Consider the following 15,131-nt stretch of genomic DNA (forward strand, 5'->3'; position numbering starts at 1 on the left):
CAGTAAGCATTGAAATCTCAAAATGTGGATTCTGCCTAATTCACAGTGTGGCGTTATGTAACCAATTGATTATTTTTGATAATGTCGTCCAATACGTTTAAAGATGGGTTAGGGCGACAACATGAAATTGATAAGGAATTCGCGGCTTCGTTATCAAAAGGACAAATCCGATAAAGTCTACGAAGTGGATCTTGTCGAGCTTACATCAGGCGAGCCCTCAAGGTATTTGGTGAATTTTCGATACGGTCGAAAAGGCAGTACCCTACGAGAAGGCACCAAAACCCGAGATCCAGTTACACTTGAGCAAGCGGAAAGGCTGTTTGATAGTGTGGTTGTTTCGAAGGTAAACAAAGGCTACCAAGATCAGAATGCACTCTCGTCTTACACTTCTCTCCAACCTAAACAACCGAACTCCGGATTTGACCACAACACGTTAATCAATCGCATTGAACAAGAATCCAGCCCTTATGAGCTGGGTCGGCAGATTTGGCGCTTGCGCCCCGTGGCGAATCCCGAAGTGGCGTCCTTGATAGCCAATAAGCTAGGCAGTGATACTTGGCAATTGGAATACGCTATTTTGTGGACACTGGGAAGAGTAGGTAGCGAAGCGAATATCGATGCCATTAAACCCTATCTATCCCATCAAGATGTTCGTCTCGCCACCATCGCATTGGAATCGCTAATTTCACTCTCGCCTAAATCTGAGCGCAAACGCATTTACGTGGAGGTCAGTGGCTTCGAACTCATTTCTGTGGAAGAGTTTGTCACTCAACTTGATGATTTTATTGCCCAAAGAACGGCGAAGGGAAGCATTAATCTGTTGTTGAAGAAAGCGTATCTTCAATCCGTTTTTGATGAAGAGATGCATCAGTCATTACGAGATGTTCTCGCCAAAATTCCATACGCCCCCAATGCCTTCCAAGGTATTCGCTACATTCTAAAAATGAGTGAATTCCGGCTGGATGCCAATATGTTTGCCGCCGCATACTATCGTTTGGAGCAAAGTAACCCGTATTTCCAAAGAGCTTGGAAATACCATTACTCGCCTGAACATGGAAGGCTGGACATTGAGAATGAACTGTCGTCCCCAGAATCTAAACTTGCGCACTCCCAACATACTCATAACTACCTGATTCGTCGCCAGTGGCGGGTGTTAAAGCAAATGGGGGTTAATGAAAGCCCTGATTTCGTTCGGCTTGCGACTCAGCTTTTACTTCAATTTAAAGACAGCGACGGCAAGAAGCCCAAAACGTCTGAAATTTACGAATACGACCAAAATTGGCGTCGTCACGTGAAGGCCGTGAACCACTACGATGAATTTGCTCGTTACTCCACATTGAATGCGTTGCTGAGAAGTGAGAACCCGCGTTATAAACGAAGCGATGCGGGGTACGTTTGGAAACTGATCCCCGATGTGGTGTTTGAAGGTCGGGGTGAAGCGTTTGCTCACCTTTGGGACCAAGTGCCTCATAACTTACTTGAGTTAGTACTAGGTAGCCAATGCGAACCTGTATGTGATTTTGCGGTTCGGGCGCTACAAGACAACACAAGTTACACCGACGCGTTAAGTGGCGACATTTTGGTGGGCATACTGGTTCGTCCGTACACTGCTTGCCAGAATTTCGCGCTACCACTGTTAGAAGCCTACTTAAAACGCCAGGCCTTAAGCACAGAATGTTTGATTACGTTACTCAACAGTGACGTAGAAGTCGCTCAAAATCTGGCCTTAGATCAATTAGATAAAATCCGAGACTTGTCGAAGTCAGTCGATGTATTAACCGCGCTTCTTTTGATGGGGCAACCATCAATACACAAGTGGCTCGAAGATCGAATGAAGCGAACAGCGCTGTTTAGAAGCGCTCAGAGTGAACTGCTCATGAGCCTTGTCTTAACGCTGACTGATTCACACTCCGAGGGTAATTCCATTGAGACATTCGAGCATGCAGAGTGGTTATCCGAATGGCTTAATTTACATTGTAAAGATGCCATTTCAACGATCTCGTTACCACAAATTGAATTGCTGATTTTCTCTCAACATTCACCGAATGTACTGATAGGTTGCGAATTTTTGATGGCTGTTGATGTGGAGTGGGCACAGATACCCACCACGATTTTTGAAGTGATTGAAAACAACCGTTCTCATAAGATTCAGTCATACAGTGTCGCCTTACTGTCTAAACAAAGTGCCGAAGAGCTGGTCGACAATTTATCTTATCTACTCAAACTGCTACTCAAAAACAACCTATCACAGCGCCAAGCTGTGTTGAAAACGTTGCCCGCGACTTACCAGCGTGGAAGCCAGCACCGCCCTCTTGTTTTTGGTAAGTTGGTTGATCTTCTCCACAAGCGCGAACTCGATAGCGATTTACAGCAAATGATTATCGGCTTTATTCGCCAAGAGTTTAAACGTGAGCTGTCGTTGAACTCTCTGGATGAAGTGATGAGTTTGGCTACTGCAACATCGACAATGGCACACGATCTTGCTTATGACGTTTTTGCCGATAGTTATAATGCGCGTCAGTTAGAGCGAACACTCACGGCAAGCCAATGGTACTCGCTTGCCCAAAGCAGCACCTTTGCCCTTAGAGCATTAGCCATTGAACAATACGTGAGAACACCCGCAACCTTATTGAATGCGAATGAATCGCCAGAAGAGTCGGAACCCGTATTAACGCTACTCAACAGCCAATGGCAAGATGTGCAGGACTTTGCGTTCGAATTTTGCCGTAATCAAATGACGTCAGAGCATTGGAACCCAGAGTCGATTGTTGCCGTATGTGATAACCCTGACGAGCGAGTGCAAGCCTTCGGACGAGAGCTCTTACAACGCTTCTTTGATGAATCCGAAGGTAAACAGTACCTGCTAAAACTCAGCCAACACCCTGCCGCAAACGTCGAGCTGTTTGTTACCCAATTACTGGCACAGTACGCCGCAAATGATGAAGGTATGTTATTGGCACTGAAGCCCTATTTTGTTTCGGTGCTGAGCCGAGTTAACCGTGGTCGTGTAGCAAAAGACAGAGTATTGAAATTTTTAACCGAACAAGCGGATTGCAGCGCTCTGGTTACGGAAATGGTGTCGGATATTTTGGTACGCCAATCTTTAACATCGGTTCAAAAGGACAAAGCCCAAATCCTTAAAGCCATGTTGCACTTGAAAAAGACGAATACCCACCTCGATATGCCGATTAAAGTGACTTCTCCTCCTTCAGTTATGCCTAAAGAAGGCACTATCTCTAACGAAGGCAATAAGTCTAAAGAAAGCACTTCGTCCAATGGGGGAGATTCAACACCAGAGAAGAAAGCCACGGAGCGCGAATCATGAAAGTAAGTTATCAATATGCATCGAAAAGCCAAGTTCGCTCTGGCTCCCAATCTACGGATGTTGCTTTTTCACCTGATGCATCGAGAGCGCCTACGTTTTTCATTGGTGAAGTAAAGGAAAAACGCGCTTTCCGAGAGGCGATATCCGCCCTTCATGATGTGGTGATTTCAGACATGCGGTTTGTGCCAAGAAACCGAGACGAATACAAGATTTGGTTGGCGCAAGAAGAGGAAAGGTTACTTGCAGAATTCGTTAGCCGCCATGGAGAAGTAAAAGAAGAGTTAGAGGCGGTAAAAGCCGAACTTTCTTCGATGGGCAAAGCGTCCAGCGAGATCATGGCTCCGTTCTATAAAGCGCAAGATCAATATTTCAAATACCTATACAAGCACGATATGGATGCTTGGTATGTGCTCGACCCAGTGATTACCGTTCACCCTGATCAGGTCTTTTTTGAGTGTTTTTCCGAAGACGAATCAAGCTATGGAAAGCTCAGCTGCAACTACGACACCTTTGAGCACATCAGCGACAAGGAATATGGGACGACGAACATTGATTATTCCCAAGGGCTATACGACGAATTCCAAAAAATTCGTGACTATCGGAAGACGCAGCTAAAAGTCGACCCTGATGGGTTTAATGTACAGACCAGCGGCAGCGACGCCTTTGAGGAAAAGAAAATTGATTTACCCGACTCTTGGGTAAGAGGCTTCTTGCAAGTTAGCTCCGCCATGACACTTCCGATGGTGAAATTCCGCCTACATCCGATGGATATTCACAACATTTGTGCATTACTCAAACGCAAGAAAGAACGGGTCGGTCCGCGTTCCATGCGTTTCGAGCTGATCCCAAACAAGCCCATTCAGATTGTGATGGAGCCTTGGGGGGATGTCGTCACCTGCGCACGATCTTTATACCGTGGAGAGGAAGCGCGCACTATTCGAACGTGGGGGCGTCGACGTATTTTGATTCTTGAGCGTTTGTTGCCCATCGCTGATAGCTTCGACGTTTGCTTGCTTGGCGATGGGATGCCGTCGTTTTATGTCGCGAACATGGGTGGGATGACTTTTACCTTGGGTTTATCGGGATGGAGCGCGAACGATTGGTCGGCGGCAGGGCAGTTCGATTTGTTAGCTCCAAGAGATACCGTTGACGAGCTAACTAGCCAGCGAGTCTATTTGGCGCTTCAAGAGACTCAGCAAGAGAGTGCAGCAAGTTTAGCCTCTCGGCTGGCGTTGGATGTGAGTGTGGTGAAATCGGCCTTGGCGCAATACAGTCAACTTGGGCAGGTGTTGTACGATTTATCGTTAGATGTTTATCGTCTTCGCCATCTTTACAATCAGCCCATTGCGTTAGAAGAAATACGTTTCACGAATGAACGAGAGCAAAAGGCGAACAATTTCGTTGAGGCTAACTTGGTGTCGGTTACACAGCTAAACCAAGGTTCAAAAGGCACTGAGATCATTGGGCTGACGCTTGATAACGGTAAAGAATTTCAGTCGAAGCTTCGCATCGATCAAGACCAGAGATTGGTTGAAGGTGAATGCCAGTGCCACTTTTGGCACAGTAATAAATTGAGGCAAGGACCGTGTGAGCATATGTTAGCGCTTCGCTTACAAGCCACAAGAGAGCAACATACAGAGGTGACGGCATGATAGTTACCTCCCTCTCAAAATTCAGTTCTGTCTCAACTTTTTTACTTGCAGAACAAAGAACTAGCAATACAATAGAACACTACAGCAGCGCGGCAGAAGAACCTTGCATCTCGAATGGTGGATCACCATTCAGGTATAAAGACTGCCCACGCATCACTGATGCTATCTTTACTGAGCCGTACAGTCACCTATACCGCTATTGCGGTGTGACTTCACAGAAGTCAATGAGCGGTATAGGTAACGTACGGCATCGAGTTGATAGCCTCAGTACTAAGAACTCTTCGAAGGAATATCTTGTCGCGCTGCGTTCCTTTTTTCGTTTCCCCGAACTTTGCTTAAAGATGTTCCGTTTAGGCACACCCCATCTAAAAATAAAGCTGAAACAGCCGCTTTCACAGACTTATATGTTGCGCGCCACCCTAGGATTCACGGCTGAGGAGGTGGCTTATGTCTGATTCTTCCACTCAATCAACATCTCGCTCAAACTCTTCCAACGCAAGCCATCAGGAGGCTTCGGTGACCGATTCTGCTCCAAAGCTGACGCGTCAGCAAATTTACGATCGCATTCGAGAAAGCAGCAAGGATGAATACATTCTTCAAGAAATGATTCGCCTTGGGTTCTGGAACAAAGAAGACGAACAGCCAAGTCTGACTCAAGAATTTATTGAGCGCCGATCCGAACTCACAAGAAAGCTTAGGGATCTAAGCGATCTAGATTCGTTATACGCTGACCCTGAAAAAGCATTAGAAGCTCTGCATAAAGAACGCAAAAAAGCGGCGTTAGAAAAGCGAGAGCAAACTCGTCAAGCACTCAACCAAAAACGATATGACCGAGCATTGGCATGGTATAACCAACAAAAAGAGACATTCACTTGGTTAGGAGATGACGTTTCTCTCGGGTTAAAAAACAAAGAGAACGATGATGGCAGGCTTGAAGAACTAGAGATACCAACGTTTGAAAACATCGCAGCCCTAGCCGGAGCAATGGGTATCTCGGTTTCAGAACTTCGATTTTTGGCATACCAAAAAGACGTATCGAACGTCAGTCATTATCAACGATTCAGCATTGCCAAGAAAACAGGCGGGCTTCGCCATATTTCGGCGCCAATGCCGCGGTTAAAGCGCGCGCAATACTGGCTGTTAGACAACATCCTCGCTAAGTTGTCTGTGCACGATGCTGCCCATGGTTTCGTGACGGGCAGAAGCATTGTGTCTAACGCCCAGCCACACGTCGGTAAGGCAGTGGTTATCAACATGGATCTGAAGGACTTCTTCCCTAGCATCAGCTACAAACGGGTAAAAGGATTGTTTCAATCCCAAGGGTACAGTGAAGAACTTGCTACCGTTTTTGGGTTACTGACGACAGAGCCTGAAACACAAGAGCTGGAAATGGATGGTCAAACTTGGTTTGTTGCTCAAGGTGAGCGCAGACTGCCGCAAGGTTCACCTTGTAGCCCTGCGATTACTAACGTGATGTGCCGCCGGTTAGATGCCAGATTGCAAGGTATGGCTGACAAACTCGGGTTTGCTTACACCCGCTATGCCGATGATTTAACGTTTTCCACTGACAGCGCAGAGAAAGCTCAAGCACTTTTATGGCGCGCAAAACAAATCGTTGTGAGTGAAGGTTTTACTCTTCATCCAGATAAAACCCGTGTTATGCGAAGGCACCAAAAGCAAGAAGTCACAGGCGTAGTCGTTAACGAGAAGCTCTCGATAGACCGCAAAACTCTGAAACGCTTTCGCGCTACGCTCAAGCAAATCGAGCTCGATGGTCCTGATGGTAAGCACTGGGGAGCAGGTGAGCTTTTCGCATCAATGGAAGGCTACGCCAATTTTGTTGCGATGGTGGATGCCGAAAAAGGCATTCCGCTGCAAAAAACGTTGGTGCATTTGAAGCGTCAGTACGGTGTCACCACCAAGCATGGCAAAGTGACCGAACTAAACAAGCGCTTGCTACGGGTGAAAGCGGCTAATGGAGAGAACCCCCAAGAAGGCTGGTGGCAACCGGAAGCGAAACCGGCGCCTGAATTGGAGCTAACACCTCACCAGATTGCTGAACGCAAGCGAGCGATTAAGCGACAGAGAAATCAGGAACAAAGAGAGAATCAAGGCGCGAATTCTGAGTGGCAAGATGCAGATTTCAATCAGGATAACGAAGCTAACCAAGGTGACGGCTGGAGTGACCTCGAATCGGATGCTAAGAAAAAGTGGACGACGCGAGAGTATATTCTCGGTTTACTGTTCTTACCAATCGTATTGGTCATGCTGTTCTTTAAAGCACCTTGGAATATCAAATGTATTGTTGTTGGTGTGCTCTGGCTTCTGTACCTCTATCTGAATTAAACTACGCCTAATTTTTGTCGTAGCAGGGAACCCAAGTGGAACTGTTTAATATCGAGTTTTTAGGAAAACCATTAAGGCTAGAAGGCTCAATGGCAGGCTGGCAACAGCTGTATTGGGATAACACGCTAGTTTCGCAATTGGATGCCAATGCAGAAAGGCTGGATCACAGCCATGCGTTTCAATTAACCAGCGGCGAACAGGCAATAGAGTGCCAAGTAAATGTTGATTTAAAGTGGCAGCCTTTCCATATTCAATACGAAGCGAAAGTGGACAACCAATTAGTGGCGCAAGGGCAACGAGACGCCAAAGATATTGAAAGGCAAACCCCCGTTGTACCTGTGAAGCAGGAACGAAAGTTCAGTGTCGTTGGGTTATTTGCTCTTGGCATGAAAGCGCTAAAAAGCGCAAAGGTGATCAAAGGTGTACTCGCCGCATTGAGTTTGGCTGCCTATTCTTGGTTTTTCTCGTTTCAATTTGCCTTAGGTTTGTTGGCGTGTTTGATGTTCCACGAATATGGACATATTCGCGCCATGAAATTCTTTGGCATGAAGACCAAAGGCATTTATCTGATTCCATTTCTGGGTGGGCTCGCACTCAGTGACGAGAAAATTAATACCCGCTGGCAAGACGTGGTGATATCCATCATGGGTCCGACGTTTGGCTTAGTACTATCGATGGTTTTATTGGTGGTGTATTGGGTGACTGGAGATGTGTTTTTTGCTGGGCTTGCGGTATTTAATGCGTTCCTCAACTTGATCAACTTATTGCCTGTGTTGCCATTGGATGGCGGGCACGTACTCAAGAGCATCAGCTTCTCATTCAACAGTGTCGCAGGGCTGGCTATCTGCATTGTAGCGGCCGTAGCAGGCATTATTGCAAGCTACACATTTGGTATGGCTTTGTTCGGGTTCCTTCTGATTATGGGTAGCATCGAAATCATCGTCGAATGGCGAACGCGACATAACAGCCATCTACTTCCTTTAGATCGTTACGGGCAATTGGTGTCTTTTGTCTGGTATGTGGCGCTGGTTGCCGCGCTGGTGGGAATCATGGTTTATATCGGTTCAAGTGGCGACCAGTTACTGAGCCTACCACTCCAAATATTGGCAAGCTAGTGCATTAAAACAGCCTAGTATTTTGAGGGTTGTTGGTTATAGCATCGCGTAATAACGAAAAGATGAGGTTGCGGCTTCATCTTTTTTTATCTCGATAGTTTGAACAATTTTTATGTGTTTTAGAGATATAGGTGTATTTCGACCCCTTCAATATCTGATTAGGGTTTGGTTGATTGAGATGTAAGCCCCGTCACATTCTATAAATTTTGATTCATAAAACTGAAATATTTCTCTTCCAGCTCAGGTCTGAGTTCTGAAGTTGGGCAATTTAGTACTCGCTGAAATGCTGTAGTTACGGTAAGTTGAATATGGTTCGATACCAATCTATTCAAATCAATTATAAATAAAGGGAATGTTATGCAGTCTGCTCTCTATAAGCGTGCAGTTATTATCGCTGTTATTGTCGGTTCCATCTTAAATCTTATTAATCAATTCGATGCGTTGCTTGGTCCTGCGGATTTCAATGTGGTAAAGGCTATGCTCACCTATTGCGTCCCTTTCATTGTATCTATCGTTAGTAGCAAGATCACATTGAAATCGGTCGAGAAAAACATGGTTGCACCTGAATGTCCTGAGGATACTGCAGGCTTGGTTTGTCGGGATACGCTGTCTGAAGCGCGTGGCAAGGTGCAGTCGATGAGATCAAACGCAGGAAACGTGAATCAGGCTTCTAGAAAGCGTTTGGCGTTTGCAGAATCTGTGGTTGATCAAGCTCATGAGGTGACGTCGGGTTCTTGCGAACTTGCAAAATTAGCGGAAGTATCGCAAGAGCAAATTCACAGCGTCCACGGTAACTTCAATGTGATGAACAAACGTCAAACGGAGTTTATGGCGGAATTCTCACAAGCATCTGAGTGGGCAGATAACCTGAAGGAGTCCATAGATAACCTTAGCCAGCAGTTTTCTCAAATCGAAAATATGGCGTCGTCCATTACTTCCCTTTCTGATAAGACGAATTTACTGGCACTGAATGCCTCCATTGAAGCTGCGAGAGCGGGAGAATTTGGTCGCGGTTTTGCCGTTGTGGCAGAAGAAGTTAAAGGGTTGGCGAACAAATCTGGTGAAGATGCTCAAAAAATTAATGCATTAATGGGAGAGCTCAGTACAACCAGCACCAAGCTCGCCGATGATGCAAAATTGTTTGCTGAATCCATGTCGAAAATGCAGGAAAACACGAGTCACGAAGAAGCAGAGCAGGTGGCGGTTTCTATTGATCAAATTCGTTCTGCTGCAACCGATGTTCATGATCGTGCTCAATGGCAGATTTCCGAGATGGAAAAAATGGCAGAGAAGGTTAAGCAGTTAGCAGAAGATGCCAAAGCGGCTGTAGATGGCTCAGCCAATAATATGGAATTAAGCGATAGTCTGCTCACGGACTTACAGCACGTCGTTAAAGCATCATAAAGAAACGTTATATACCCAAGTATCTAGGGTTCAGAGTGCTAAAACCGACATTGGAATCGGTCTCAATGTATTTTGAGACCGATTTTTTACGTCTAAAGATAAGGATATAGGCGGTAAGATTTGCCAGCCTTCTTTGATTCCATTAGAGTAATTTCTAATTAAGATTCTTAACTTAAAGTAATGCAATGGATAAAGTGGATAACATCTTGCGTCAGTGGCAAGAACAACGACCTGATCTAGATACCTCATCAATGGCCATTTTAGGCAGAATAGGGCAGTTGCGCGGTCATATTGCGCCAAAGCTGAATAAAACGTTCGCTGAGTTTGGGCTCAACTCAGGTGAGTTCGATGTGTTGATGACGTTGAGACGTTCAGGGGAGCCTTACACGCTTTGTCCTCACAATTTGTTGCAATCGATGATGCTGACATCGGGAGCCATGACCAATCGTATCGACAAGCTAGAGAACAAAAACCTAGTGGTTCGAAGCGCTGATCCAAATGACAGAAGAGGCGTTCAAGTGTCGCTCACAGAAGAAGGATTAAAGCTGGCGAATACTGCGTTGGAAGCTCACGTTAATAACAGCGAATCGCTGCTAACATCCCTTAACAAAGATGAAAGAGAAGCGCTGTCTGGATTGTTGAGTAAACTACTTTCTGCGCAAGAGCAGTCTGAATAACATCTGTTCGTTTAAAAAAGCGAAATGAATCAAGGCGACCCTTAAGTGGTCGCCTTGGTATTTACCACTGTTTTGAAGCATAGGGCTAAAGCTTCGAAACGGTTAGCTGGAAGTCGACAGAAAACTCCGGTTGTTCATTAGACAGATGAGTGGGCACTTCTTTTGGTCGGTACACATCAGTAAATCTAAATGAAAGTTGGTGATTCAAATGATTGAACACCTGCTTCTGATCCGTTGTTATCAAAGTATCATTTTCATTATCTATAGAGAGAAAAACTTCCCCATCAATGAGTTTGAAACTGAGCGTGACGGAGCCTTCTGTAAGCGTAATATCAAACGTGTGTCGGATGTTTTTGGCGGTTAAGAATTGAAGACCATTTGCGTCAACGTAGCGGTCGAATATTTCAGGTCCATCCGGCTGATGCTTAATCTGGGATTCTTTTCGGCATTTCAAACATCGAGGAATGGCATCTTCCTCGTTCCAATCGTCGACAAATTTTTGATTGAAATGCAACACACCATTAAGAACTGAAAACTGATTGTTTGTATGTTCCGACTCCGCCTGAGAGCAAGCGGTTAACCAACCAACCAAGCACAAGGCCATCATCATTTTATGCATGAGTTATTGGTTCCTTGCTTGTTCTAAACGTTCAAAAAATGCTGCTGATGGTGTTTCTTCTATAATGTATTCCTGCAGGTCATTGGACAGATAATCTTGCGGCTGGTTTGGCATGTTACGGCTGTATGATGAGCGAGAATCACCCGTATTACCTTTTGGTGTGCTTTGGAATCTTAAGCTCACAGCCGCCCAGTCGTTAAAATCGTTCAACACCGTTTTACCGTTGTTTTGACTGGATGCACTGGTGTTGGTTAAGTCCAATGAAAGGGAGGTGTCGTTCGTGTCACCATCGCAATTAAAATCCACTCTGTCGGTAACGCGCCTGCCTAAACCTTTTGATTCATCTAAGCTGTTTTCATCTAAAGGTGAACCAGAGCCATCGGAATAATCGATTTTGAAATTGTCATGCGCTCCAAAGGGACCATTGATAAGATCACTTGCTTTTGTGGCATAACCTTGTGGAGTCGCTGCGCACTTAGAATTAGCTAGCTCATTATCGTAATTGCGTAAGTGGTATCTATCTCCCTCGTTTTGCCCTAGTACTGAAAGACCATCAAGTTGGTACATGTAGTTCATGATGCTGTAATAGTTTGGCTTGAAGTTAAGGTTTTCATTACCACCATGTTGTAAACCTAGGTTGTGTCCAAACTCGTGCATGATCGTGGTGGCTTGATAATTGATGAGTTCGTTTTGGGTACTAGGATAACGACTATTGAGTTTCCATTTTCCAAGCGTGATCAGTGAATCATTTCCGTTGATTTCAGCGACTCCTGAAGAACCAGCGGTTCCATTGGCTTTTTGGCTATTGGCAAACAGCATGTAATAGAAAACTAAGCGGCGACGAACATCCATATGTTCTATCTTGTAGCTTTGAAGGGTGGTGGGATTATAGTATCTGTTTATCCCAATACTGGCGGAATAAGGCACTTCATTACCACCGCCTAAATTATGATCCTGTCCATGAAGCGCACCGGTATCGAAGTGCAACGAGTAACCTCGGTTTTGAAAGGCGAAATTCACTTTATCTAGTGCTTCTTTTCTCGGGATAATACCTTCATCTGCAATCTGGCGGTTGTTATTGGTTGCGTCCATGTAATCAATTTCAATGAAGATATCGGTTTGCCCTTCTCTGGCTCCCCAGTTGTACATGTTCATACCTGCGTAAGTGCTATCTGGACGCTCGGCACAGTCAGGAATATTGTCTTTATCACTATCGGTTGTACAGTTGTTTACATCGTTCTTTCCGCCTGGTGTTGGAAAGGCAATGACAGCCCAATCTTCTGCTTTGTTGGTGTCTGAGTGGTTTTCAGCACGAGCCAGGCTCTTGCCAAGAGTACGTGGTAAACGTTCAATCGTTGACGTTCCTGTCCAGCTTTTGCTGGAAGTTGGTGATGTGTAGTTGGCACCAAATCGGACAAAATCGGCGGTTTTTTGTGATGCTACTTGGACAAGTTCGACAAAGCCACTATCCGTCCAATAAGGGACATGTGAATTTGCAGTTAGCGTGATCACTTGGCTGGAGCTGCCAGTCTCTGCATAAGCGTTTTCCACATCACGTGCTTGCAATAGGAGATAGGCACCCGCTTTGAATGTTTGTTGTGGCAAGGTGAACGTATGGCTACTTAATACTGAACCGCTAGAGGTTCGCGCTCCGGATCTCAACGAATAATCACTTAGAACCACATCTTTGGAACCAGTATTGTAAATTTCGATCCAACGCCGATCATCAGTGTACTGCGACGTTGAAAGTTCGTTGATAACAAGTGTTCTGATGATTGAGTGATTTGGATCATTCGGGTAATAGTCAGAATTGTCTCCAACGCCATCCCCATCGCTGTCCTTTTGTTCGTTTGGATTGTTAGGGAACGCATCTGCATTATCGCCTACGCCATCCCCATCCGAATCTTTCGATTCAGCTGCATCATTTGGGAAGGCATCACTGTTATCACCTACCTTATCGCCATCGGTATCAGCGTATTCTTTAGCGTCGGTAGGGAACAAATCGGCACCAACAGGCCATGCTCCGTGAGTATTTGGGTTCCAATTGGCTGCAGACAATAAGTTGCCTTGCGAATCGGTATGATCCCAATAGCCATCATTGTCCCTGTCATTTCGAATTAGCGCCGTTACCGTTCCATTCTGGCTGGTTAACTGGACGGTCTTGTTTTCAAAATCAGTCGTTGAGTTGCTTTTCTCTGTTTTAATCAGAGCCCCGATCGCTTTGATTTTCGATTCAATACTACTGTCTGACGATTGTTGCCTAGTATTGGCAACGGACTGATTTTCTGGCATTAACGATGTTTGCACCAAAACGCGAGCCGCAAACGCGACATCTGAGAGGTTTTGGGATTTATAGTCTTTCAGTAAATCGTCCAACTCGATTTGCAAGTCGGTCGCAACTTCTTGCTTGGCGGTTTCAATCGCAACACCGCGATCCATTTTTTGTTTAAGCAGTGTGGTTATGGGGGTAACGATAAGCTCCCCTGCAGGTGCACTAAGAAGGAAGTTTCGAGTCACCGGGGCGAGGTTATCTTCATCTATTGTTGTGCCTTTTATAGCTTGTACAACGACAGAGTAGGAAGAAGGGGAGGTAATATTTGAAACATCTAACGTTGCTTTACCATTCAGCCCCGTTGTCGCAGTTGGCTCATTGGTATCGTGCGCAAAGTTATTGTTGAGGTCGAGCCACACCCTAGCATTTCTCAAATACCCATCAATCGCGGTAATGTTCAGTTTGCTGGTGGTATTCCCTGCTGGTCCAGTTTGTCCATTTGCTGAGTCGTCACTGCCACCGCCACATCCTACGAGCGCAATCGTCAGAGAAAGTGCGCTGAGTTTTAGATATTTTCTAGCCATGAATTCCTGTTTAACTTCCCCGTTATAACCACGTTTCGATATTACTATGATTTTTGTTAATGAGGTGTAAGTATTGGTAACTGTGAGTGGTGATCTCATTATAAATATTTATAGCGTGAATACGTGAGCTTATACACTAAGAATTACATTGTGAATTGATTGGGCTTAACAAGGGAAAAAGACCTCAATGTGAGGTCTTTAAAATAGATAAATATTTGATAATGCCTGCCAAATTATAGTGGTTGGCACCTTGGGCAGTTAGGTGGTGGAGTCGGTGTACCCGGAACGTGGACATAGCCTAGCGATAAGCTGTCGGAGTATTTACCATCAGATAAGCTGATCGAAACGCTGTTGATACCGGCATTCGCTGGTACAACACTGATCACTTTTGAGCCGCTTAGGCTACTCAAACTGTATGATTTTGATGCTGTACGCCCGTAAAGATCATCACGTACACGAATGGTCAGACGCGCATTTACGCTTGAGTCTTTTGCTGCGGTCGAGTATTTGTCTACCAAATACTGAATGTTGGCTTTCACACTCCCAGAAGATTGATAGGCATCACCGCTGATGATCCTCGGTTTCTTCTGTACCCAAACCCCCTCAGCAGAACACATTCCGCTGGCTCTGTTTATCCAAACTAAGCCGTATCCATACGTTTTAGAGAACTTCATGTTGTGGTATGAGTTTGCATCCCAGTTGGATTTATCTTTCCCGACGTAGCCAAATTCTGAGTTGTTAAAACGCACATACGCCAAGCGATCAAACAGATTGCCTTTTGCTCGGAATACTTCGTTTTGGGCGACGTGTTTTGGCACTTCTACGCGCAAGTAGTCGAACGAGTTAAACAAGTTAACCAGTGCTTCAAAAAAGTCCTGATACTCTTGCTGGTTCTCTTGGTAGTCCGGGTCTTGATAGATATCGTAGCCGTTGTCTACTGCTTGTTGTACGTCTTCAGATTTAAAGTCATAAGACTTAACTCGCCCGTATTCACAACCAGGCGGAAGATCTAACGTTTTTGCCTGAGATGTCAGTGAGGTGGATGCAAGCGCAATGGCCGCAATAGGGAGGATGTACTTATTTTTCATTAACTTATTCCTTGTTAACTTTCTAGCCAAAAGCAAAAGTGAAGAAATT

At 45.2% G+C, this 15,131-nt stretch carries 9 protein-coding genes; 6 read left to right on the forward strand and 3 right to left on the reverse strand.

The features are described from left to right. Positions 1 to 121: 121 nt before the first annotated feature. From LDO37_RS19325 to LDO37_RS19350, 6 genes are all read left to right on the forward strand, one after another. Positions 122 to 3,325: a hypothetical protein gene (locus tag LDO37_RS19325; RefSeq protein ID WP_126608129.1), complete on the forward strand. Its 3,204-nt coding sequence runs from the start codon at positions 122 to 124 to the stop codon at positions 3,323 to 3,325. After that, complete coding sequence (locus LDO37_RS19330) at positions 3,322 to 4,977, forward strand: SWIM zinc finger family protein (RefSeq protein WP_126608130.1); 1,656 nt, start codon at positions 3,322 to 3,324, stop codon at positions 4,975 to 4,977. Before LDO37_RS19325 ends, LDO37_RS19330 begins: the two co-directional genes overlap by 4 nt. 447 nt (positions 4,978 to 5,424) lie before the next feature. Then, positions 5,425 to 7,323, forward strand: a complete 1,899-nt coding sequence (locus tag LDO37_RS19335; protein ID WP_126608131.1) for a reverse transcriptase family protein — start codon at positions 5,425 to 5,427, stop codon at positions 7,321 to 7,323. Between the two features lie 35 nt (positions 7,324 to 7,358). Continuing rightward, entirely contained in the window at positions 7,359 to 8,438 is a 1,080-nt protein-coding gene (locus LDO37_RS19340) for a site-2 protease family protein (protein WP_126608132.1), read from the forward strand. Positions 8,439 to 8,795: 357 nt separating this feature from the next. Beyond that, positions 8,796 to 9,842: a methyl-accepting chemotaxis protein gene (locus LDO37_RS19345; RefSeq protein WP_126608133.1), complete on the forward strand. Its 1,047-nt coding sequence runs from the start codon at positions 8,796 to 8,798 to the stop codon at positions 9,840 to 9,842. A 185-nt stretch (positions 9,843 to 10,027) separates the two neighbouring features. Beyond that, complete coding sequence (locus tag LDO37_RS19350; protein WP_126608134.1) at positions 10,028 to 10,519, forward strand: MarR family winged helix-turn-helix transcriptional regulator; 492 nt, start codon at positions 10,028 to 10,030, stop codon at positions 10,517 to 10,519. An 85-nt stretch (positions 10,520 to 10,604) separates the two neighbouring features. On the opposite strand, the gene LDO37_RS19355 is transcribed toward LDO37_RS19350, so the two are convergent. The 3 genes from LDO37_RS19355 to LDO37_RS19365 form a co-directional block, all read right to left on the reverse strand. Further along, on the reverse strand, positions 10,605 to 11,138 hold the full coding sequence (locus tag LDO37_RS19355; RefSeq protein WP_126608135.1) for a hypothetical protein: 534 nt from the start codon (positions 11,136 to 11,138) through the stop codon (positions 10,605 to 10,607). Positions 11,139 to 11,141: 3 nt separating this feature from the next. Then, positions 11,142 to 13,994 carry a lamin tail domain-containing protein gene (locus tag LDO37_RS19360; RefSeq protein ID WP_185829823.1) on the reverse strand — a complete coding sequence of 951 codons (2,853 nt, stop codon included), beginning with the start codon at positions 13,992 to 13,994 and terminating at the stop codon, positions 11,142 to 11,144. 233 nt (positions 13,995 to 14,227) lie between these two features. Next, positions 14,228 to 15,082: a hypothetical protein gene (locus tag LDO37_RS19365; RefSeq protein ID WP_101110398.1), complete on the reverse strand. Its 855-nt coding sequence runs from the start codon at positions 15,080 to 15,082 to the stop codon at positions 14,228 to 14,230. Between the last annotated feature and the right edge of the window lie 49 nt (positions 15,083 to 15,131).

Origin of the sequence: Vibrio penaeicida (assembly GCF_019977755.1) — a bacterium.
Lineage (GTDB): Bacteria > Pseudomonadota > Gammaproteobacteria > Enterobacterales > Vibrionaceae > Vibrio > Vibrio penaeicida.

What these genes read in the sequence shown, in the direction of transcription:
- LDO37_RS19355 (WP_126608135.1), bottom strand. Translation starts at nt 11,138, where the DNA reads ATGCATAAAATGATGATGGCCTTGTGCTTGGTTGGTTGGTTAACCGCT.
- LDO37_RS19330 (WP_126608130.1), top strand. Translation starts at nt 3,322, where the DNA reads ATGAAAGTAAGTTATCAATATGCATCGAAAAGCCAAGTTCGCTCTGGC.
- LDO37_RS19360 (WP_185829823.1), bottom strand. Translation starts at nt 13,994, where the DNA reads ATGGCTAGAAAATATCTAAAACTCAGCGCACTTTCTCTGACGATTGCG.
- LDO37_RS19345 (WP_126608133.1), top strand. Translation starts at nt 8,796, where the DNA reads ATGCAGTCTGCTCTCTATAAGCGTGCAGTTATTATCGCTGTTATTGTC.
- LDO37_RS19335 (WP_126608131.1), top strand. Translation starts at nt 5,425, where the DNA reads ATGTCTGATTCTTCCACTCAATCAACATCTCGCTCAAACTCTTCCAAC.
- LDO37_RS19325 (WP_126608129.1), top strand. Translation starts at nt 122, where the DNA reads ATGAAATTGATAAGGAATTCGCGGCTTCGTTATCAAAAGGACAAATCC.
- LDO37_RS19350 (WP_126608134.1), top strand. Translation starts at nt 10,028, where the DNA reads ATGGATAAAGTGGATAACATCTTGCGTCAGTGGCAAGAACAACGACCT.
- LDO37_RS19365 (WP_101110398.1), bottom strand. Translation starts at nt 15,082, where the DNA reads ATGAAAAATAAGTACATCCTCCCTATTGCGGCCATTGCGCTTGCATCC.